We start from the raw sequence: 22,113 nt of genomic DNA, 5'->3' as shown, positions 1-22,113 counted from the left end.
TTAGGGCATGTTCTTGCCGCGAGGCAAAACATGGATGCTCGGAGCAGCACCGGGTTGAGGCGCTAGGCTGGCTGGCATGGGCAACATAAGTGAACTGCTGATAAACGCCGTAAGGATAGACGTGCCTAAGCTGCTGTCAGGCATTAACCAAAAGGTATGAGGCTAGCTATTCCTGTGGGATGTAGGAATACGTCGCTACAACGCCTCCGGTGAAAAGGCAGGCCCTAAACCAATCGTGTGACAGGCAGGGAACGTGGTAAGCCCGTATAGCTGCCCTAGGGCAGGTGAACCGCAAGGGGATCTGTTGGCTGTGCGGGTATGGGATCGCAGAAAAAGCGAACGCCGGGCTGTAATGGTTCGGATAGGGGTTGAAACATCATCCCACGGGAAACCGGGCAGACTTCTGCGTGGTCTTTCGTCGCATGAACACTGAATGAGTCTGTCTCAACGAAACTGAAGATTCAGAAGATCTGAATCTCTTCAACAACCTTACCCTGACGGGGACGTCCCTCCCCTCAGGGAGAAGGAACGTCTTCCGACCAGGGGTACCTGAGAGGAAGGCAGCATGTTGGAACATAGCCAAACGGCAATGTCTGCGCCTTCTGGCGCTCCGCACGAGTGGCACGACATCGACTGGTGGCGTACTCAACGGAACGTTCGGACGATGCAGATACGGATTGCGAAGGCTTGTCGGGAAGGCAACTGGCGCAAGGTGAAAGCCCTGCAACGGATGCTGACCCGCTCATACTCAGCCAGGTACCTGGCTGTTAGGAGAGTCACTGAAAATCAGGGCAAGCGCACGACGGGAGTCGACCGCGTGCTCTGGGATACACCCGAAGCTAAGTGGAATGCGGCCATAGGGTTGAAACGCCATGGATACAAGCCCCAGCCGTTACGGAGGGTCTTTATTCCTAAGTCGAACGGAAAGGAACGCCCACTGGGCATTCCAACCATGAGGGACAGGGCGATGCAGGCTTTACACCTGCTGGCCTTGGCCCCCATTGCAGAGACCACCGGCGATCCTAATAGCTATGGCTTTAGGATCGAACGTTCCACGGCGGACGCAATGGGACAGTTGTTCGTCTGCCTGTCCAAGCGGCTATCAGCTCGCTGGGTACTGGAAGCGGACATACAAGGCTGTTTCGACCACATCAACCATGAGTGGCTGATCACCAATGTACCTACGGACAAGGTGATCCTGCGCAAATGGCTGAAAGCCGGAGTGGTCCATAAAGGTCAGCTTCAGGCAACTGATGCTGGTACACCACAAGGCGGGATTATCTCGCCGACCTTGGCAAACATGGCGCTGGACGGACTGGAGACACAGCTCAAGCGACACCTGGGCGTGACGAGAGCCAAGAAGCTGAAGGTCAATGTAGTGCGATATGCAGATGACTTCGTCATCACCGGTGACTCGAAAGAGATACTGGAGGAAGTCAGATCTTGGGTAGAGCAGTTCCTGGCAATCCGCGGGCTACAGCTATCACCCGAGAAAACGCGTGTTACCCACATAGATGATGGCTTCGACTTCCTGGGATGGAATTTCCGGAAATACAGCGGAAAGCTCCTGATCACGCCAAGCAAGAGGAACGCAAAGGCGTTCTACAGCAAGGTGAAGGAGGTCATCAGCGCCAACAAAGCGGCGACACAGGAGGATCTGATCCGCCAGTTGAACCCGATGCTACGAGGCTGGGCGTTTTACCATCAGCCCGTGGTAGCCAAGAAGGCGTACAGTCGCATGGACTACCAGATATTCCAGGCGCTATGGCGATGGGCAAAACGGCGCCACCCAAACAAAGGTCTGGAGTGGATCAGGAGGAAATACTTCCAGCCTACCGAGGACCGAAACTGGGTGTTCCGTACCACATTGCTCAACGAGGCAGGAGACCAAGAGGAGATCAGGCTATATGCCCTTGAGGCTACGCCGATCGAGAGACACAGGAAAATCAGCGGGGACTACAACCCGTTCGACCCTGCAATGGAGGAGATGGGCGAGAAGCTTCGAATGTCCCGGATGCTCGGGAAGATAAAATATCGCAAGCAGGTAGCACGTCTGTTCCAATCGCAAAAAGGGCTGTGCTCTCTGTGCAAGAGCCCCATAACTAGGGAGACGGGGTGGCATGATCACCACATCATCTATCGCTCACAAGGCGGTGGTGACTCTCTAAACAACCGGGTACTATTGCATCCCATTTGCCACCTGCAGCTTCACGCACGTGGTTTAACAGTGAACAAACCGACTCCCAATTCGGGGGTTTAGTAAAGACTTGAGCCGTATGCGCTGAAAGGCGCACGTACGGTTTTTAGGGGGGGACAGGCCAGAAATGGTCTGTTCCTACCCAACTTTCAGACCATCGATAGGCGTGCGGCCCTTACCGCGGGCAGATGGCACGCAGGAAGCCCGGACTAATAAGATGGCATTGAAATCCCCCGCGTTTCGTAGAAAGTTTCCGTTGCTGGTCACCGGCGGTTTGCTGGCCCTGCAACCTCTGGCCACTTCGTTCGTTGTTGCTGCTGAACAGTATGACTGCTCGGCCTCGGCTTCGGGCGCCTGGAGTTGTGCGCCGAAAGCGACCACCGCCCAGTTGCCACCGCGTCCCGTGCACGACGCCGGCTCGGTCGGCGGCACCTCCCAGGCCACCGCGGACAGCAGCTCCGGCAGCGACAGCGCGCCGGCGACCAAGCTGGTCACCGAAGCCAAGGGCCGTGGTCTGAAATCCCGCAGCGCCGACTACAGCCACCTCGACTGGGTTCCCCGCGAGAAGCTGACGCCGGCCCAGTTGGCCGAGACCGGACCATACTGCTCTGGTGCCTATATCGAACCGATTCGTCCTGGCATGAATGACAAGACGAATAAAAGTGATGCGCCGACCTTCATCGGTGCCAAGGCTTCGCGTTACGAGCAGGAGCAACAGGTCGCCAGCCTGGCCGGTGACGTGGTCATGCGCCAGGGCAGCATGCAGGTCGAGGCCGACGAGGCGAACCTGTACCAGGCGGAAAACCGTGGCGAGCTGAGCGGCAACGTGCGTGTTCGCGACAACGGCGCCCTGATGGTCGGCGATCACGCGGACGTCCAGCTGGACACCGGCGAAGCCAAGGTCGACAACGCCGAATACGTGCTGCACAAGTCACGCGTGCGGGGCAGCGCGCTCTACGCCAAGCGGGCAGAGAACGCGATTATCCGTCTCAAGGACGGTACGTACACCACCTGCGAACCGAGCAGCAACGCCTGGCAACTCAAGGGCAACAACATCACCCTGAACCCGGCGACCGGCTTCGGTACCGCGACCAACGTGACACTGCGGGTCAAGGACATTCCGGTCCTGTACACGCCGTATATCTACTTCCCGATCGACAACCGTCGCCAGTCCGGCTTCCTGCCGCCGAGCTTCAGTTCGGATAGCGACAACGGCTTCACCCTGGTCACACCGTACTACTTCAACCTGGCACCCAATTACGATGCCACGTTGTACCCACGCTACATGACCAAGCGCGGCTTGCTGATGGAAGGCGAATTCCGCTACCTGACCAAGTCCAGCGAAGGCCAGTTCGGCGGCGCGTACCTGAACGACGACAGCAACGATCGCTCGAAGCAGACCGACTCCGAAAAAACCCGCTACATGCTCAACTGGCAGCACAAGGGCGGCCTGGACTCGCGTATCCTGACCGAAGTCGACTACACCAAGATCAGCGACCCCTACTACTTCCAGGACCTGACCAGCGACCAGATCGGCGTCAAGGATGCCGGTGCCTACGTCAACCAGCAGGGTGCCGTCAGCTACCGCGGCGACAGCTACACCGCCAGGCTGAACCTGCAGGCGTACCAGATGGCCAGCGTGTCCAACATCACGCCTTACAACCGCCTGCCGCAGATCACCTTCAACGGTGAACTGCCTTACCATCCCGAAGGTCTCGATTTCACCTACGAGACTGAAGCGGTGCGTTTTGAGCGTAGCCTGGAGACCGGCAACTTTCTTGACAAGGATGGCGGGCCGTTCAACGCGGACGGTACCGTGGGCACACCACGCCTGGACACCAACGTCGCCGGTCTGGCCCGCGCCAACGGTGACCGCCTGAATCTCAAGCCAGGTGTCAGCCTGCCACTTAACTGGACCTATGGCTACGTAAAGCCATCGCTCAAGTACCAGTACACCAAGTACGATCTGGACCTTGGCGCCCAGGGCAGAGAGGATCTGCTCACCAACCGTGGCAACGCTTCTGCCTTGGGTGAGAGCTACAGCAGCTCGCAAAGCCGTGGTGTACCTATCGCCAGCATCGACAGCGGCCTGTACTTCGACCGCAATACCAGCATGTTCGGCACCAACTATCGCCAGACCCTGGAACCACGCCTGTTCTATCTCTACGTTCCAGAGAAGGACCAGAAGGACATTCCGGTTTTCGATACAGGTGAGTACAGCTTCAACTACGCCTCGCTGTTCCGCGAGAACCGTTTCTCCGGTTCGGACCGTGTCGGCGACGAGAACAAGCTGTCCCTGGGCGTGACCAGCCGCTGGATCGAGGACAACGGCTTCGAGCGCCAGCGCATCAGCGTCGGCCAGGCCCTGTACTTCAAGGACCGCGCCGTTCAATTGCCAGGTGTCGACTACCATACCCGCGCCGACGCCAAGGCCAACGTATCGCCCTACGCCCTGGAATACGCCTACCGTTTCAACCGCGACTGGCGCGCGACCGCCGACTACAACTGGGACCCGGACAGCCACAGCCCACGCTCGGGCAGTGCGATGTTCCACTACCAGCCTGAAGACAACCCGAACAAGGTCTTCAACGCCGGCTATCGCTATCGCAACGACCAGGTCATCTACAACCAGAACACCGGTCAGTGGCAGTTCGGTGGTGACTACGGCACTCCAGGCACGCCTGGCTACGTGAAGGACTACTACAAGATCCAGCAGCACGATTTCTCGGTCATCTGGCCGGTGGTGCCGCAGTGGAACGTCATCAGCCGCTGGCAGTACGACTACAACCGCAACCGCACGCTGGAAGCCTTTGGTGGTTTCGAGTATGACAACTGCTGCTGGAAACTGCGCCTGATCAACCGTTACTGGGTCAAGTATGACGAATTCAGTCAGGAAGCCCCACAGAACGAGAAAGGCGACCACGGCATCTTCCTCCAAATTGTCCTGAAGGGTCTGGGCGGCGTTCTCGGCCAGAAAGTAGAAACCTTCCTCGACAAAGGCATCCAAGGTTATCGTGAACGTGAAGATCAAGCTTTCTGATTGTCTGCGCCCGCTGATGCTGGGCGCACTGGCCCTGAGTGCCGCGGTTCACGCCGCGGTACAACCCCTGGACAACGTCGTGGCGATCGTCGACAACGACGTGATCATGCAGAGCCAACTGGACCAGCGCGTCCACGAAGTCCAGCAGAGCATTGCCAAGCGCGGCGGCGGCGTACCACCGACCAGCGTCCTGGACCAGCAGGTCCTCGACCGCCTGATCGTCGAGAACCTGCAGCTGCAGATCGGCGAACGTTCCGGCATTCGCATTTCCGATGAGGAACTGAACCAGGCCATCGGCAGCATCGCCCAGCGCAACAACATGTCGATCGACCAGTTCAAGGCCGCCCTGGCCCACGACGGCCTCTCCTACGAGGACGCCCGCGACCAGGTTCGCCGTGAAATGATCATCAGCCGCGTGCGCCAGCGCCGGGTTGCCGAGCGGGTGCAGGTGTCCGAACAGGAAGTGAAGAACTTCCTCGCCTCGGACCTGGGCAAGATGCAGCTTTCTGAAGAACTGCACCTGGCCAACATCCTGATCGCCACCCCGGACAGCGCCAGTTCGCAAGCCATCCAGGCCGCGGCGGCCCAGGCCCAGGACATCTACCGGCAGCTGAAGCAGGGTGCCGACTTCGCCCAGTTGGCGATTGCCAAGTCCGGCAGCGACAACGCCCTCGAAGGCGGTGACATGGGCTGGCGCAAGCCGGCACAACTGCCACCACCGTTCGACCAGATGTTGAGCAACCTGCCGGTAGGCGGGATCACCGAGCCAGCCCGTGCACCCGGTGGTTTCATCATCCTCAAGGTACTGGACAAGCGTGGTGGCGAGACCCAGATGCGCGACGAAGTGCATGTTCGTCACATTCTGATCAAGCCGAACGCCATCCGCAGCGAAGCCGAGACCCAGGCACTGGCCCAGAAACTCTACGAGCGCATCCAGAATGGTGAAGACTTCGCCACCCTGGCCAAGAGCTTTTCGGAAGACCCGGGTTCGGCTCTCAACGGTGGCGACCTGAACTGGATCGACCCGAAGGTACTCGTTCCCGAGTTCCAGGAAGTGATGGCCAAGACCCCGCAAGGCGTGCTGTCCAAGCCATTCAAGACCCAATACGGCTGGCACGTGCTGGAAGTCCTCGGCCGTCGCGCCACCGACAGCACCAATCAGGCTCGCGAGCAACAGGCCATGACCGTACTGCGTAACCGCAAGTACGACGAGGAGCTGCAGACCTGGCTGCGTCAGATCCGCGACGAGGCCTACGTTGAAATCAAGCTCCCTGGCGCAGACCAGGCAGCCAAGTGAAACCCTGGCGTTTTGCGCTGACCCCCGGCGAGCCGGCAGGCATCGGTCCAGACCTTTGTCTGCTGCTGGCCTCGCAGCCCCAGCCCTACCCCCTGATTGCCATTACCAGTCGTGACCTGCTCGCCGAGCGGGCCACGCAACTGGCGGTGGCCGTCGACCTGCTGGCGGTAGGGCCGGACCACTGGCCAGAGCAGCCGGCCCCCGCTGGCAGCCTCTACGTCTGGGATACGCCACTGGCCGCCCCGGTCGTGCCCGGGCAACTGGACCAGGCCAACGCGGCCTTCGTCCTGGAAACCCTGACTCGCGCCGGCGAAGGCTGCCTCAACGGCGATTTCGCCGGCATGATCACCGCTCCGGTGCACAAGGGCGTGATCAACGACTCCGGGATCGCCTTTTCCGGGCACACGGAGTTCCTCGCCGACCTGACCCATACCCGCCAGGTGGTGATGATGCTCGCCACCCGCGGACTGCGCGTGGCGCTGGTCACCACGCACCTGCCGCTGCGCCAGGTGGCCGACGCGATTACCGACGAGCGCCTGGAGCGCGTCACGCGCATCCTGCACACCGATCTCAAGGAAAAGTTCGGCATCGCCCAGCCACGAATCCTGGTATGCGGGCTCAACCCCCATGCCGGTGAAGGTGGTCACCTGGGCCACGAAGAGATCGACGTCATCGAACCGACCCTGGAGCGTCTGCGCAGTGAGGGCATGGACTTGCGCGGCCCGCTGCCCGCCGACACTCTGTTTACCCCCAAATATCTGGAGCACTGCGACGCGGTGCTGGCGATGTACCATGATCAGGGCCTGCCCGTGCTGAAATACAAAGGTTTCGGCGCGGCAGTCAACGTGACCCTCGGCTTGCCGATCATCCGCACCTCGGTCGACCACGGCACTGCCCTGGACCTGGCCGGCAGCGGCAAAATCGACACCGGCAGCCTGCAAGTCGCCCTGGAAACCGCCTACCAGATGGCCGAGACCCGTTTATGAGCGAGCAATACCAACACCGGGCGCGCAAGCGCTTCGGCCAGAACTTCCTGCATGATGCCGGCGTGATCGATCGCATCCTGCGGGCCATCCGAGCCAAGGCCGAAGACCGCATGCTGGAAATCGGCCCGGGCCAGGGCGCCCTGACCGAAGGCCTGCTGAGCAGCGGCGCACAACTGGACGTGGTTGAACTGGACAAGGACCTGGTCCCGATCCTCAACCAGCAGTTCGCCGGCAAGCCGAACTTCCAACTGCATCAGGGCGATGCACTGAAGTTCGACTTCACCACGCTGAACGCCGCCCCCAACAGCCTGCGAGTAGTCGGCAACCTGCCCTACAACATCTCGACACCACTGATTTTCCACCTGCTGGACAATGCCAGCCTGATCCGCGACATGCACTTCATGCTGCAGAAGGAAGTCGTCGAGCGTCTGGCCGCCGGCCCCGGTGGTGGCGACTGGGGTCGCCTGTCGATCATGGTCCAGTATCATTGCCGCGTCGAACACCTGTTCAACGTCGGCCCTGGCGCTTTCAATCCGCCACCCAAGGTCGACTCGGCGATCGTCCGCCTGGTACCTCACCAGGTGCTACCGCACCCGGCCAAGGATCACCGCCTGCTGGAACGCATCGTTCGCGAAGCCTTCAACCAGCGCCGCAAGACCCTGCGCAACACGCTCAAGGCCCTGCTCAGCAGCGCCGACATCGAGGCCGCCGGCGTCGATGGCAGCCTGCGCCCGGAGCAACTGGACCTGGCCGCCTTCGTCCGCCTGGCCGACAAGCTCAGCGAACAGTCCGACAAGTCGCCTGTCACCGACTGACAGTACACCCCACCGTGACCGGGTACGGCGCCAGACAGCATATCTGGCCTACTACCCGGCACTTGGCCTAGACTGAGTGCCATCAGTCGCATCTTTCGCTTTTGCTTCCAAGGCCTCTTGCATGTCCGATCCTCGCTATCAGGTCGACGTCAGCGTCGTCACCCGGTTCCTCGCTGAACAATCCCAGCCCGAACAGAACCGCTTCGCCTTTGCCTACACCATTACCGTGCAGAACAACGGGCAGTTGCCTGCGCGCCTGCTGTCCCGACACTGGGTGATCACCGACGGTGACGGCCACGTGGAGGAGGTTCGCGGGGCCGGCGTGGTCGGCCAGCAACCGCTGATCGAAGTCGGAGAAAGCCACACCTACAGCAGTGGCACGGTCATGACCACCCAGGTCGGCAACATGCACGGCAGCTACCAGATGCTGGCCGAGGATGGTCAGCACTTCGACGCCATCATCGCGCCGTTCCGTCTTGCCGTACCCGGAGCCCTGCACTGATGGCGGTGTACGCCGTCGGCGACCTGCAAGGCTGCCTGGAACCGCTCAAGTGCCTGCTCGAACGGGTGCGCTTCGACCCTGCCTGCGATCGCCTGTGGCTGGTCGGCGACCTGGTCAACCGCGGCCCGCAGTCCCTGGAGACCCTGCGCTACCTCTATCGCAGGCGCGACTCGCTGGTCTGCGTGCTCGGTAATCATGACCTGCACCTGCTGGCTGCCGCGCAGAACGTTGAACGCCTGAAGAAAAGCGACACCCTGCGCGAAGTACTCGAAGCCCCGGATGCACCGGAACTGCTCGGCTGGTTGCGCCAGCAGAAGCTGCTGCATCATGACCCGGAACGCAACGTGGCACTGGTCCATGCCGGTATTCCGCCACAGTGGTCGCTGAAAAAGGCGCTCAAACTCGCCGCGGAAGTCGAAGCGGCCCTGCGTGACGACCAGCAGTTCAGGCCCTTCCTGGCTGGCATGTACGGCAACGAACCGAACAAGTGGGACGGCGACCTGGAAGGCATCACCCGCCTGCGGGTGATCACCAACTATTTCACCCGCATGCGCTTCTGCACCGCCGAAGGCAAACTCGACCTCAAGGGCAAGGAAGGCGCCGACACCGCGCCGGCCGGCTACGCGCCCTGGTTCAGCTTCAGGGAGCGCAGGACCCAGGGGCTGAAGATCATCTTCGGTCATTGGGCCGCACTCGAAGGCCAATGCGACGTGCCGGACATCTTCGCCCTCGACACCGGTTGTGTCTGGGGCAGTGCCATGACCCTGATGAACGTCGACACCGGCGAGCGCCTGAGCTGCAAGTGCGACAGCCAGGGCGGCGTCGCACCACCGCCGACCCTGGCCGAGCGATTCCGCGCCTGGCTCTATCGCTGACTCTACGACCTACAAGCCCCCGACCGGAGCCAACCATGAGCGAATTCAAACGCATCCCTCCCGAACAAGCCCAGGCCCTGCGCGAGCAAGGTGCCGTGGTCGTCGACATCCGCGATCCGCAGGCATTCGCCCTGCAGCACATCGCGGGCGCGAAACACCTGGACAATCACTCACTGCACGACTTCATCACCAACGCCGATCTGGATAAGCCGCTGGTGGTGTGCTGCTACCACGGCAATTCCAGCCAGAGTGCGGCAGCCTACCTGGTGGGCCAGGGTTTCTCCGAGGTCTACAGCCTGGATGGCGGCTTCGAACTGTGGCGTACGACCTATCCTTCGGAAATCGCTCAAGATATTTCCGAATAATTTTTTTCTTCCGCTCAAGCCCGCACGAACCGCGGGCTAGAGCATTTCCTGACGAACGGTAAAGCGCAACTAATTGCGCATCCCGCCTTGACCTCCCCGATTCCGAACTATCCTTAAGCGCGAGGCCATCCAAATCAGGGGAGAGCCGGTACACCGGCGTACGGGTCATCGGTAGTAATTTTCAAGGCCACCGCCGCCTTGAAGGTGTTCTGGGGGGTAAACGGCAACGGCTTCACCGTTGCATGCCAGCACTTGACTGACTGATCCGGCACCGGCTCCAAGTATCGAGCGAGGTGACGTCATGAGCATATTCAGCCATTTCCAACAACGCTTCGAATCCACACGGCAGGAAGAACTCACGCTGCAGGAGTATCTTGAGCTGTGCAAAAAGGATCGCAGCGCCTACGCCTCGGCAGCCGAGAGGATGCTACTGGCAATCGGCGAACCCGAACTGCTGGATACGTCCACCAACTCACGGTTGTCGCGCATCTTCTCCAACAAGGTGATCCGTCGCTATCCGGCCTTTGAAGACTTCCATGGGATGGAGGAATGTATCGACCAGATCGTTTCGTATTTCCGCCACGCCGCCCAGGGCCTGGAAGAGAAGAAACAGATCCTCTATCTGCTCGGTCCGGTGGGGGGTGGTAAATCCTCCCTGGCGGAAAAGCTGAAACAACTGATCGAGAAGGTGCCCTTCTACGCCATCAAGGGCTCGCCGGTGTTCGAGTCGCCACTGGGCCTGTTCAACGCCACGGAGGACGGCGCGATCCTCGAGGAAGACTTCGGCATTCCGCGGCGCTACCTGAACACCATCATGTCGCCCTGGGCGACCAAGCGCCTGGCCGAGTTCGGCGGCGACATCAGCCAGTTCCGCGTGGTCAAGCTCTACCCTTCGATCCTCAACCAGATCGCCGTGGCCAAGACCGAGCCCGGTGACGAGAACAACCAGGACATTTCCGCGCTGGTGGGCAAGGTCGATATCCGCAAGCTGGAGGAATTCCCGCAGAACGACGCCGACGCCTACAGCTACTCAGGCGCCCTGTGCCGGGCCAACCAGGGCCTGATGGAGTTCGTCGAGATGTTCAAGGCACCGATCAAGGTGCTGCACCCATTGCTGACCGCCACCCAGGAAGGCAACTACAACAGCACCGAAGGCCTGGGGGCGATTCCCTTCACCGGCGTACTGCTGGCGCACTCCAACGAATCGGAATGGCACACCTTCCGCAACAACAAGAACAACGAGGCGTTCATCGACCGGATCTACATCGTCAAGGTCCCCTACTGCCTGCGGGTCAGCGACGAGGTGAAGATCTACGACAAGCTGCTGCACAACAGTTCGCTGTCCAAGGCGCACTGCGCGCCCGACACCCTGCGGATGCTCGCCCAGTTCACCGTGCTCTCGCGCCTCAAGGAGCCGGAAAACTCGAACATCTACTCGAAAATGCGCGTCTACGACGGGGAAAACCTCAAGGACACCGATCCCAAGGCCAAGTCGATCCAGGAATACCGCGACGCGGCTGGCGTCGATGAAGGCATGAACGGCCTGTCGACCCGCTTCGCGTTCAAGATCCTGTCCAAGGTCTTCAACTTCGACCCCCATGAGATCGCCGCCAACCCGGTACACCTGCTGTATGTGCTCGAACAGCAGATCGAACAGGAACAGTTCCAGGCCGAAACCCGCGAACGCTACCTGCGCTACCTCAAGGAATACCTGGCGCCGCGCTACATCGAGTTCATCGGCAAGGAAATCCAGACTGCCTACCTGGAATCCTACAGCGAATACGGCCAGAACATTTTCGATCGCTACGTGCTGTACGCCGACTTCTGGATCCAGGACCAGGAATACCGCGATCCGGAAACCGGCGAGATCCTCAATCGCGTCGCGCTCAACGAGGAACTGGAAAAGATCGAGAAACCGGCCGGCATCAGCAATCCGAAGGATTTCCGCAACGAAATCGTCAACTTCGTACTGCGCGCCCGGGCCAACAACAACGGCAAGAATCCGACCTGGCTCAGCTACGAGAAGCTGCGGGTGGTGATCGAGAAGAAAATGTTCTCCAACACCGAGGATCTGCTGCCGGTCATCAGCTTCAACGCCAAGGCCAGCAAGGAGGATCAACAGAAACACAACGACTTCGTCACACGCATGGTCGAACGCGGCTACACCGACAAACAGGTACGCCTGCTCTCCGAGTGGTACCTGCGGGTTCGCAAGTCGCAGTAACGGCAGCTGCAAGCGCCAGGCTGCAGGTCGTCGACACGTCCACCGGCGTGTCCGCGGTCCGCGCAGCCAACCGCTTGTCCCCGAGTTTCCAGCCCGGTGCTGGAAGCCTGTAACTTGAAGCTGCCCGGAGGGCTCCACCATGAGCTATGTGATCGACCGACGCCTCAATGGCAAGAACAAGAGCACGGTGAACCGCCAGCGCTTCCTGCGGCGTTACCGTGACCACATCAAGAAAGCGGTCGAGGAGGCCGTGAGCCGCCGTTCCATCACCGACATGGAACACGGCGAACAGATCAGCATTCCCGGTCGCGACATCGACGAGCCGGTGCTCCACCATGGACGCGGCGGCAAGCAGACCGTGGTCCATCCCGGCAACAAGGAATTCACCACCGGCGAACACATTCCCAGGCCACAGGGCGGAGGCGGCGGACGCGGTCCCGGCAAGGCCGGCAACTCCGGCGAAGGGATGGATGAGTTCGTCTTCCAGATCACCCAGGAGGAATTCCTCGAATTCATGTTCGAGGACCTGGAACTGCCGAACCTGGTCAAGCGCAACCTCACCGGCACCGACACCTACAAGACCGTCCGCGCCGGGATCAGCAACGAGGGCAACCCCTCGCGCATCAACATCATCCGCACCCTGCGCTCGGCCCATGCCCGACGCATCGCCCTGTCCGGCAGCAGCCGGGCGAAACTCAAGGAGGCCAAGGCCGAACTGGAGCGACTGAAACGCGAAGAACCGGACAACTTCGGCGATATCCAGGAAATCGAAGCGGAAATCGAACGACTCAGCGCGCGCATTCACCGTGTGCCGTTCCTCGACACGTTCGACCTCAAGTACAACCTGCTGGTCAAGCAACCCAACCCCAGCTCCAAGGCCGTGATGTTCTGCCTGATGGACGTGTCCGGCTCGATGACCCAGGCGACCAAGGACATCGCCAAGCGCTTCTTCATCCTGCTGTACCTGTTCCTCAAGCGTAACTACGACAAGATCGAAGTGGTGTTCATCCGCCATCACACCAGCGCCCGGGAGGTCGACGAGGAGGAGTTCTTCTACTCGCGGGAAACCGGCGGCACCATCGTCTCCAGCGCCCTGAAGCTGATGCAGGAGATCATGGCCGAACGCTATCCAACCAACGAATGGAACATCTATGCCGCCCAGGCCTCCGACGGCGACAACTGGAACGATGATTCGCCGATCTGCCGCGACATCCTGATCAACCAGATCATGCCGTTCGTGCAGTACTACACTTATGTAGAGATCACCCCGCGCGAACACCAGGCCCTGTGGTACGAGTACGAACGCATCAGCGAAGCGTTCAGCGATACGTTTGCCCAGCAGCAGCTGGTATCGGCCGCCGATATCTATCCGGTCTTCCGTGAACTCTTCCAGCGCAGGTTAGTGACATGACCTCCAGAGAGCAGAAACAGCCCAAGCGCCAACCCATTTCCACCGGCTCGGAATGGACCTTCGAACTGATCCAGGCCTACGACCGCGAAATCAGCCGTATCGCCGAGCGCTACGCCCTGGACACCTACCCCAACCAGATCGAGGTGATCACCGCCGAGCAGATGATGGATGCCTATGCCTCGGTGGGGATGCCCCTGGGCTATCACCACTGGTCCTACGGCAAGCACTTCCTCAGCACCGAGAAGTCCTACAGCCGCGGCCAGATGGGCCTGGCCTACGAGATCGTGATCAATTCCGACCCCTGCATCGCCTACCTGATGGAGGAAAACACCATCTGCATGCAGGCGCTGGTGGTCGCGCACGCCTGCTACGGCCACAACAGCTTCTTCAAGGGCAACTACCTGTTCCGTACCTGGACCGATGCCAGCTCGATCATCGACTATCTGGTTTTCGCCAAGCAGTACATCACCCAGTGCGAGGAACGCCACGGTATCGACGCCGTCGAGGACCTGCTCGACTCCTGCCACGCCCTGATGAACTACGGCGTCGACCGCTACAAGCGCCCCTACCCGATCTCCGCGGAGGAGGAACGGCGTCGGCAGAAGGAGCGTGAAGAACACCTGCAGAAACAGATCAACGACCTGTGGCGAACCATTCCCAAGGGCGCGGACAAGCTCAGCGAGAAGGACAACGCCCGCTTCCCCTCCGAACCCCAGGAGAACATTCTCTATTTCATCGAGAAACACGCGCCGCTGTTGGAACCCTGGCAGCGGGAAATCGTGCGGATCGTGCGCAAGATCGCCCAGTACTTCTATCCGCAGCGCCAGACCCAGGTGATGAACGAAGGCTGGGCGACGTTCTGGCACTACACCCTGATGAACGATCTCTACGACGAAGGCCTGGTCACCGACGGCTTCATGATGGAATTCCTCGCCTCCCATACCAGCGTGGTGTTCCAGCCCGGCTTCGACAGCCCCTACTACAGCGGGATCAACCCTTATGCCCTGGGCTTCGCGATGTACCGCGACATCCGCCGGATGTGCGAGGAACCCACCGAAGAAGACCGCCGCTGGTTCCCCGAGCTGGCGGGCAGCGACTGGTTGTCGAGCATCAAGTTCGCCATGAGCAGCTTCAAGGACGAGAGTTTCATCCTGCAGTACCTGTCGCCCAAGGTGATCCGCGACCTGAAGCTGTTCAGCATTCTCGACGACGATCAACGCGACGACCTGCTGGTACCGGCCATCCACGACGAAAGCGGCTACCGGACCATCCGCGAAACCCTGGCCGCCCAGTACAACCTGGGCAACCGCGAGCCCAACGTGCAGATCTGGAGCATCGACCGCCGCGGCGACCGTTCGCTCACCCTGCGCCACCAGCAACACAACCGCAAACCCCTGGGCGACTCGACCGAGGAGGTACTCAAGCATCTGCATCGCCTCTGGGGCTTCGACATCCACCTGGAAACCCTGCAGGGCGACCAGATCATGAAGACCCATCACGTCCCCCCCAAAGGCGAACACGGCGAAAGCGAGTACGGTCGACTCGACCTGGCCGTGATTCACCTCTGAGTTGCAGACACCTCCGTTGGCGGACAACACAGGTTATCCTGTCCGGCTAACGGAGGTTTTTCATGCAGATCTATAAAGTCGGCGGTGCGGTACGTGATCGCCTGCTGGGCCGCGCGGTCACCGATATCGACTGGGTCGTGGTCGGTGCCACCAGTGAAGAGATGCTCGCCAGGGGCTTTCGCCCGGTCGGAGCGGACTTCCCGGTGTTTCTCCACCCCAAAAGCGGCGAGGAATACGCCCTGGCCCGCACCGAACGCAAGAGCGGGCGCGGCTACGGCGGTTTCACCTTCCATGCCAGTCCCGAGGTCACCCTCGAAGAGGACCTGATCCGTCGCGACCTGACGATCAACGCCATGGCCGAAGACGACCACGGCAACCTGACCGACCCCTACCACGGCCAGCAGGATCTCGAAAATCGCGTATTGCGGCACGTTTCCCCGGCATTCGCCGAAGACCCCCTGCGCGTATTGCGCGTTGCCCGCTTTGCCGCCCGTTATGCCGGCCTCGGGTTCACGGTGGCGCCACAGACGCTCGCACTGATGCGTCAGTTGGCGGAGTCGGGCGAACTGGAGGCGCTGACACCGGAGCGCAGCTGGAAGGAAATCTCCAGGGCCCTGATGGAGGAACAGCCTCAGGTATTCATCCAGGTACTGCGCGAATGTGGCGCCCTGGCAGTGCTGTTTCCCGAGATAGATGCCCTCTTTGGTGTCCCGCAGCCAGCCGCCCACCATCCGGAGATCGATACGGGTCGGCACACCCTGAGCGTGCTGGAACAGGCCGCCCGCCACCAGCAACCCCTGACCGTACGCTGGGCCTGCCTGCTGCATGACCTGGGCAAGGGTCTCACCCCCGAGGAGGAATGGCCGAGGCACATTGCCCACGAAGCCAGGGGGCTTGCTCTGATCAAGGCCGTCAACGAGCGCTACAAGGTGCCCCGCGATTGCCAGGAGCTGGCCTTGCTGGTGGGTGAGTATCACACCCACGGCCATCGCGCTCTCGAACTGAAAGCCTCGACCCTGCTGGAGCTACTGCAGAGTTTCGATGTCTATCGTCGGCCGCAACGCTTCGAGGAATTCATCGCCGCCTGTGAAATGGATGCCCGCGGGCGCCAGGGGCTGGAACAGCGGGATTATCCGCAGGCCGCCTACCTGCGCGGCGCGGCGCAGGCGGCCAAGGCCGTCGCGGTTCAGCCGCTGATCGAAAAGGGCTACAAGGGACCGGCACTGGGCGAGGCGCTGCGCCGCGAGCGCCTGACCGCCCTCAAGGCCTACAAGGAGAAAAACACGACCGCCCGTTGAGGAACATGGTCCGATGTGGGAGCGGGTTTGCCCGCGAAGCTCTGCGCTATATCAAGGACGCCGCACCGGCAAGCCAGCTCCCACAGGCTGACGAGGCTTCGGCTCAGGCCGATGCCGCCAGCAACGCGGCCGGTGTCAGTTGCTCGCCGCGCCATTCGAACGCAACGGGAGCCAGCACCTGATCGATCCGCGCCTCGCGCCATAACGTCGCAAAACTCTTCCCGGCTTCGGGATGCAGCTTTTGCGGCGCAATCAGCGATAATGGCCACAATACGAATGCATTTTTCAGGATTTCGGCACGCGGCAGGATCAGCCCGTCGAAATTCCCTACCTGCTCACCATACAGCAGGACATCGATATCCAGCGGCAAGCCTTTGCGATCCGGCGCATAACGGCCGTTGTCGGCCTCGATGAACTTCAGTCGACGATCCAGCTCCATCAACGGCAGATCGGTCAGGGCCGAGACCACCAGGTTGAAGAACGGCCCGCTCCTGATCCCCACCGGCTGGCTCTCGAACACCGCCGAGCAGCGGATATCCTGCAGAAACCCGGCAAGGGCATCCAGACCGGCGCACAAATGGGTTTCGCGCTCGATGTTGCTGCCGAGCCCGAGATAAACCTGAGTTAGCGACATCCGCGCTCGATCTCCACGCCCACGCCCCTGGCGGCCGCAACCGCCCCCGGCTTGGTCAACTTGAGGTGCAGCCAGGGAATCTGGAACTCGCTCATGAGCACTTCGGCCAGGCGCTCGGCAAAGGTTTCCACCAACTGGAACTGCGACTGCTCGGCAAAAGCCTGGATCCGCGTCGACACGCTGGCGTAGTCGAGCGCCAGGGTCAGGTCATCCCCTGCCGCGGCCGGGCGGTTGTCCCAGGCGAAACTGAGGTCAAGACGCAGGCATTGCCTGATGCCGCGCTCCCAGTCGTAGGCCCCGATCACCGTGTCGACTTCCAGGCCCTCGATAAACACTCTGTCCAAGCACTCTTCTCCGCAGCACGACAAGGGCGCAATGCGCCGTTAGAATCAGGGCGTCCTCGCCCGGAATAGTTAGCATGTTTTGGTTACTGGCGATCCTCGCCTACCTGCTCGGCTCTCTGTCCTTCGCCATTTTGCTCAGCCGCCTGACCGGTACGCCCGATCCGCGAATGAGTGGTTCGGGCAATGCCGGCGCCACCAACATGCTGCGCCTGGCCGGCAAGAAACTGGCGATCCTGACGCTACTCGGCGACCTGCTCAAAGGCCTGCTGCCGGTACTGATCGCCGGGCTAGCCGGCATGACGCTGCAACAACAGGCCTGGATCGGCGTCTGCGCCGTTCTTGGCCACCTGTTTCCCCTCTATTTCCGCTTTCGCGGCGGCAAGGGGGTGGCGACAGCGGCCGGCATGCTGCTGGGGCTCTACCCTCCAGCGGCCCTGCTGGCCATCGCCACCTGGATCCTGACCTTCTACCTCACCCGCACCAGCTCGCTGGCCGCCTTGATCGCCACACCGCTGACCCTGCCGCTGCTGGCCTGGCAGGAGCCGGCGGCGCTGTTGCCGATGAGCGTACTGACCGGGCTGATCGTATGGCGCCACCGTGGCAATCTACGCGACCTTTTCGCCGGCCGCGAACGGCATTTCTAGATATTGCCCGTGAAAGCCGAGCCACAGCGCCTCAAAGTGGCGGCAACTGCTCCATCGGCCAACGCGCCTGTACGCTGATCGCCAGGCTTTCATGCTGCCCGGCCTGCAGGCGCTGGCAGCCGGCAAAGGCAATCATCGCGCCGTTATCGGTGCAGAACCTCGGGCGTGCATAGAACACCTCGCCCTTCAGGTCGCCGAGCATTTTTTCCAGGGACTCGCGCAAGGCCTTGTTGGCACTGACGCCACCGGCGATCACCAGACGCTTCATGCCGGTCTGCTTCAACGCCCGCTTGCACTTGAAGGTCAGAGTCTCCACCACTGCCTGCTGGAAGGCCAGCGAGATGTCGCAACGGGTTTGCTCACCGTCGTCTCCAGCGCTGACGCACTGCTGCCAGGTATTGAGGGCAAAGGTCTTCAGGCCGCTGAAGCTGAACTCCAGGCCCGGACGGTCGCACATCGGCCGCGGGAACACGAAGCGCCCGGGCACACCCTGTTCGGCCAACCGGGCGATTTCCGGGCCGCCCGGATAATTCAGGCCGATCAGCTTGGCGGTCTTGTCGAAGGCTTCGCCGGCGGCATCGTCCAGGCTTTCGCCCAGCACGCTGTACTGACCGATACCCTCGACCTGCACCAACTGCGTGTGCCCGCCGGAGACCAGCAGGGCGACGAAAGGAAACTCCGGTGGCTGCTCCTCGAGCATGGGCGCCAGCAGATGACCTTCCATATGGTGCACGCCCAACGCCGGGATATCCCAGGCGAAAGCCAGGGCCTGGGCGCACGAGGCGCCGACCAGCAAGGCGCCGACCAACCCTGGGCCGGCGGTATAGGCGATCGCATCGATCTCGGTCGGTGCACAGTCGGCCTCGGCCAGCACCTGGCGGATCAGCGGCAGCATGCGCTTGACGTGATCGCGGGAAGCCAGTTCCGGCACCACGCCACCATAGGCCCGGTGCAGGTCGATCTGGCTGAACAGCGCGTCGGCCAGAAGGCCGCGCTCACTGTCGTACAGCGCGACGCCGGTCTCGTCGCAGGAGGTTTCTAATCCCAGTACTAGCATGGGTTTGCGCCCTGAGGCTGAATTCGAAGGCGCGCATGATAGTCGTCCCCCCCAGCTCCGACCAGCGGTTTTCGATCAGAGGCTTTGCATTCCGCGCCCCGAGGGGTTAACATCCGCAACCCTTAAAAACCGATGATCTCCAGTGCGCTTTTGCCTGAGGACGTCGACCCCGGTAATGAATGAAGGTAGCTCTGGATGCCAGCCGTCAAAGTTAAAGAGAACGAACCCTTCGACGTAGCTCTGCGTCGTTTCAAGCGCTCCTGCGAAAAAGCCGGTGTTCTGGCTGAAGTTCGTAGCCGCGAATTTTACGAGAAGCCAACTTCCGAGCGTAAGCGCAAGGCAGCTGCTGCTGTCAAGCGTCACGCCAAGAAAGTTCAGCGCGAACAGCGCCGCGCCGTTCGTCTGTACTAATACACAGACGTTCGCTGCAAGCTTCTGCCAAGCCCGGCCCTCAGCCGGGCTAATGGCATTTGCGGATATCGCTTGATGCTTCACCGTCAAAGCCGCCGATGCGGCCCAGACGAACCCGCTTCACCACGTCAGAACTGGCTTATAGCCAGCGGTGCACGTCTTTACTGACGAGCCTAACAAGGCTACCGGCGAGCACACCCTTTCCAGCTTGCGGCAAATCCGTGGTCACCTTGACCTCCAGCGGGCCCGACAGCGACATTGTACAAATCGAAATTCGACAGGCCGCCCGATTCAAGGTCAGCCGGTTTCGACAGATACATTTCCCGACGATGCTTGAGCAGACGACGAACGGTCGCGCAGCCAACAGGCCTGCATGCCTCACGTCGACAGGCCCTTTCGGGATCTCCCAGCAGCGCAGTGACAACGAGAACGCCATGGCCGGGCTGATACCCCAGAGCTTCATTGACGACCTTCTGAACCGTACCGACATCGTCGATGTGGTCAGCTCGCGCGTGCAACTGAAAAAGGCCGGCAAGAACTACACCGCCTGCTGTCCTTTCCACAAGGAAAAGACCCCGTCCTTCAGCGTCAGCCCGGACAAGCAGTTCTACTATTGCTTCGGCTGCGGCGCGGGGGGCAATGCCCTCGGCTTCATCATGGACCACGACAACCTGGACTTCCCCCAGGCTGTCGAGGAGCTGGCGAAAGCTGCCGGCATGGAAGTCCCCCGCGAGGAAAGGGACAACGGCCGCGGGCGCAAGCCACGCCAGCCGACCGACTCGCCGCTCTATCCGCTGCTGACCGCGGCCGCCGAATTCTACCGCCAGGCGCTCAAGAGCCATCCGGCGCGCAAGGCTGCCGTCGATTACCTCAAGGGCCGCGGCCTGACCGGCGAAATTGCCCGCGACTTCGGCCTGGGTTTCGCCCCGCCGGGCTGGGACAACCTGTTCAAGCACCTGTCCAGCGACACGCTGCAGCAGAAGGCCATGATCGACGCCGGCCTGCTGATCGAGAACGCCGAAACCGGCAAGCGCTACGACCGCTTCCGCGACCGCGTGATGTTCCCTATCCGCGACACCCGCGGCCGCATCATCGCCTTCGGCGGCCGGGTGCTCGGCGACGACAAGCCCAAGTACCTGAACTCGCCGGAAACCCCGGTGTTCCACAAGGGCCAGGAACTCTACGGCCTGTACGAAGCGCGCAAGAACAACCGCAACCTCGACGAGATCATCGTCGTCGAGGGCTACATGGACGTCATCGCCCTGGCCCAGCAGGGCCTGCGCAACGCCGTGGCCACCCTGGGCACCGCGACCAGCGAAGAGCATATGAAACGCCTGTTCCGGGTGGTGCCCAGCGTGCTGTTCTGCTTCGACGGCGACCAGGCCGGCCGCAATGCCGCCTGGCGCGCGCTCGAGGCCACCCTGAGCAGCCTGCAGGACGGCCGGCGCGCGCGCTTTCTGTTCCTGCCGGAAGGCGAAGACCCGGATACCCTGATCCGCGCCGAAGGCACCGACGCCTTCCGTGCCCGGATCAACCAGCATGCGCAGCCCCTGGCCGACTACTTCTTCCAGCAATTGACGGAAGAGGCAGACCCACGCTCGCTGGAGGGCAAGGCCCACATGGCCACCCTCGCCGCCCCGCTGATCGACAAGGTGCCAGGCGCCAACCTGCGCATCCTGATGCGCCAGCGGCTGACGGAAATCACCGGCCTGAGCAGCGAAACGGTCAGCCAACTGGCGCAAAGCGCGCCAGCACCGATGCCGGGTGCCTACGACCCGGGCATCGACTACGGCTTCACTCCGGACTACTCGGACCACCCGGACTATTCGGATTACCACCAGCCGCAGGAGGCCTACGTGCCCCAGCAGCAGGAGTGGACGCCGAAGAAATCCGCTGGCGGTGGCAAGAAGTGGGAAAAGAAACCCTGGGACAAGAACGGCAAGCGTGGCGGCGATCGCGACCAGCCACACCCACCCAGGGTCCCGGCACCGGTGGAGCCCCCGATCCAGGCCGCGGTGCGCACGCTCATTCACTACCCGCAACTGGCCGGCAAGGTCGAGACCGCCGGTCACTTCGCCGATGAAGACAACAGCACGACCCAGTTGCTGGTGGCCCTGCTCGAGGCCTTGCAGAAGAATCCTCAGCTAAGCTCCATTCAGATGCTTTCGCGCTGGCACGGCACCGAACAGGGCCGATTGCTGACCCGTCTGGCGGAAAAGGAGTGGCTGATCGACGGAGAAAACCTTGAACAACAGTTTTTCGACACCATAACTAGCTTGTCAGCCCGCCAGCGCGAGCGAAAGCTGGAACAACTTCTCAGGAAATCGCGACAGAGCGAGTTGAGCGCCGAGGAGAAATCCCTGCTGCTCGAATTGCTCAAACGCGATGTTCCTGCATCAAACCCGACCTCAACTGGCGCGTGAGGTCATAGCTCAGGTATAATCC

Annotated in this window: 17 protein-coding genes and 1 pseudogene; 15 read left to right on the top strand and 3 right to left on the bottom strand. The window is 61.4% G+C overall.

The features are described from left to right. Window positions 1-565: 565 nt before the first annotated feature. The 12 genes and pseudogenes from ltrA (at window position 566) to PF66_RS29845 (ending at window position 16,578) form a co-directional block, all read left to right on the top strand. A complete protein-coding gene (ltrA, locus tag PF66_RS29900) occupies window positions 566-2,260 on the top strand; it encodes a group II intron reverse transcriptase/maturase (protein WP_054064660.1) in 1,695 nt (564 codons plus the stop codon). Window positions 2,261-2,681: 421 nt separating this feature from the next. Next, window positions 2,682-5,237: pseudogene (locus PF66_RS29895) on the top strand (LPS-assembly protein LptD); the annotation flags it as partial. Then, complete coding sequence (locus PF66_RS29890; protein ID WP_081009941.1) at window positions 5,212-6,534, top strand: peptidylprolyl isomerase; 1,323 nt, start codon at window positions 5,212-5,214, stop codon at window positions 6,532-6,534. The pseudogene PF66_RS29895 and the gene PF66_RS29890, both read left to right, overlap by 26 nt. Then, on the top strand, window positions 6,531-7,520 hold the full coding sequence (pdxA, locus tag PF66_RS29885; RefSeq protein WP_054064658.1) for a 4-hydroxythreonine-4-phosphate dehydrogenase PdxA: 990 nt from the start codon (window positions 6,531-6,533) through the stop codon (window positions 7,518-7,520). Before PF66_RS29890 ends, pdxA begins: the two co-directional genes overlap by 4 nt. Continuing rightward, window positions 7,517-8,335, top strand: coding sequence for a 16S rRNA (adenine(1518)-N(6)/adenine(1519)-N(6))-dimethyltransferase RsmA (gene rsmA / locus PF66_RS29880; RefSeq protein ID WP_054057019.1), 819 nt, complete (start codon window positions 7,517-7,519; stop codon window positions 8,333-8,335). Before pdxA ends, rsmA begins: the two co-directional genes overlap by 4 nt. Window positions 8,336-8,456: 121 nt before the next feature. Further along, window positions 8,457-8,837: a Co2+/Mg2+ efflux protein ApaG gene (apaG, locus tag PF66_RS29875; protein WP_054057020.1), complete on the top strand. Its 381-nt coding sequence runs from the start codon at window positions 8,457-8,459 to the stop codon at window positions 8,835-8,837. After that, window positions 8,837-9,712: a symmetrical bis(5'-nucleosyl)-tetraphosphatase gene (locus tag PF66_RS29870; protein ID WP_054064657.1), complete on the top strand. Its 876-nt coding sequence runs from the start codon at window positions 8,837-8,839 to the stop codon at window positions 9,710-9,712. The genes apaG and PF66_RS29870 overlap by 1 nt, the downstream gene beginning before the upstream one ends. A 35-nt stretch (window positions 9,713-9,747) precedes the next feature. Further along, on the top strand, window positions 9,748-10,077 hold the full coding sequence (gene glpE / locus PF66_RS29865; RefSeq protein WP_054064656.1) for a thiosulfate sulfurtransferase GlpE: 330 nt from the start codon (window positions 9,748-9,750) through the stop codon (window positions 10,075-10,077). 301 nt (window positions 10,078-10,378) lie between these two features. Beyond that, window positions 10,379-12,301 (top strand): PrkA family serine protein kinase, encoded by a 1,923-nt coding sequence (locus tag PF66_RS29860; RefSeq protein ID WP_054057023.1) that lies wholly within the window; start codon window positions 10,379-10,381, stop codon window positions 12,299-12,301. Between the two features lie 139 nt (window positions 12,302-12,440). Further along, window positions 12,441-13,712 carry a YeaH/YhbH family protein gene (locus tag PF66_RS29855; protein WP_017902887.1) on the top strand — a complete coding sequence of 424 codons (1,272 nt, stop codon included), beginning with the start codon at window positions 12,441-12,443 and terminating at the stop codon, window positions 13,710-13,712. Continuing rightward, the gene (locus PF66_RS29850) at window positions 13,709-15,280 is read left to right on the top strand and encodes a SpoVR family protein (protein ID WP_054057024.1); all 1,572 of its coding nucleotides are present in this window, start codon (window positions 13,709-13,711) and stop codon (window positions 15,278-15,280) included. The genes PF66_RS29855 and PF66_RS29850 overlap by 4 nt, the downstream gene beginning before the upstream one ends. Before the next feature lie 62 nt (window positions 15,281-15,342). Continuing rightward, complete coding sequence (locus tag PF66_RS29845) at window positions 15,343-16,578, top strand: multifunctional CCA addition/repair protein (RefSeq protein ID WP_054064655.1); 1,236 nt, start codon at window positions 15,343-15,345, stop codon at window positions 16,576-16,578. 103 nt (window positions 16,579-16,681) lie between these two features. On the opposite strand, the gene folK is transcribed toward PF66_RS29845, so the two are convergent. Both folK and folB read right to left on the bottom strand, forming a co-directional pair. Continuing rightward, window positions 16,682-17,212 carry a 2-amino-4-hydroxy-6-hydroxymethyldihydropteridine diphosphokinase gene (gene folK / locus PF66_RS29840; RefSeq protein ID WP_054057026.1) on the bottom strand — a complete coding sequence of 177 codons (531 nt, stop codon included), beginning with the start codon at window positions 17,210-17,212 and terminating at the stop codon, window positions 16,682-16,684. Then, on the bottom strand, window positions 17,203-17,556 hold the full coding sequence (gene folB, locus PF66_RS29835; protein WP_054057027.1) for a dihydroneopterin aldolase: 354 nt from the start codon (window positions 17,554-17,556) through the stop codon (window positions 17,203-17,205). The genes folK and folB overlap by 10 nt, the downstream gene beginning before the upstream one ends. 74 nt (window positions 17,557-17,630) lie before the next feature. Here folB and plsY point away from each other — a divergent pair, with 74 nt between their 5' ends. Further along, window positions 17,631-18,200 (top strand): glycerol-3-phosphate 1-O-acyltransferase PlsY, encoded by a 570-nt coding sequence (gene plsY / locus PF66_RS29830; protein ID WP_054057028.1) that lies wholly within the window; start codon window positions 17,631-17,633, stop codon window positions 18,198-18,200. A 31-nt stretch (window positions 18,201-18,231) separates the two neighbouring features. Here the strand turns inward: plsY and tsaD are convergent, their stop codons facing one another. Beyond that, a complete protein-coding gene (tsaD, locus tag PF66_RS29825) occupies window positions 18,232-19,257 on the bottom strand; it encodes a tRNA (adenosine(37)-N6)-threonylcarbamoyltransferase complex transferase subunit TsaD (protein ID WP_054057029.1) in 1,026 nt (341 codons plus the stop codon). Window positions 19,258-19,452: 195 nt separating this feature from the next. Between tsaD and rpsU the strand changes: the two genes are divergently transcribed. Together rpsU and dnaG are read left to right on the top strand one after the other, a co-directional pair. Next, window positions 19,453-19,668, top strand: coding sequence for a 30S ribosomal protein S21 (rpsU, locus tag PF66_RS32430; protein WP_002551877.1), 216 nt, complete (start codon window positions 19,453-19,455; stop codon window positions 19,666-19,668). Window positions 19,669-20,102: 434 nt separating this feature from the next. Further along, the gene (gene dnaG, locus PF66_RS29815) at window positions 20,103-22,091 is read left to right on the top strand and encodes a DNA primase (RefSeq protein ID WP_054057031.1); all 1,989 of its coding nucleotides are present in this window, start codon (window positions 20,103-20,105) and stop codon (window positions 22,089-22,091) included. Window positions 22,092-22,113 lie beyond the last annotated feature (22 nt).

The sequence above is a fragment of the Pseudomonas asplenii genome (assembly GCF_001293465.1).
GTDB lineage: Bacteria > Pseudomonadota > Gammaproteobacteria > Pseudomonadales > Pseudomonadaceae > Aquipseudomonas > Aquipseudomonas fuscovaginae_B.
The sequence above is the reverse complement of the archived record's forward strand: the minus strand, read 5'-3'. Positions and strand labels throughout refer to the sequence as shown.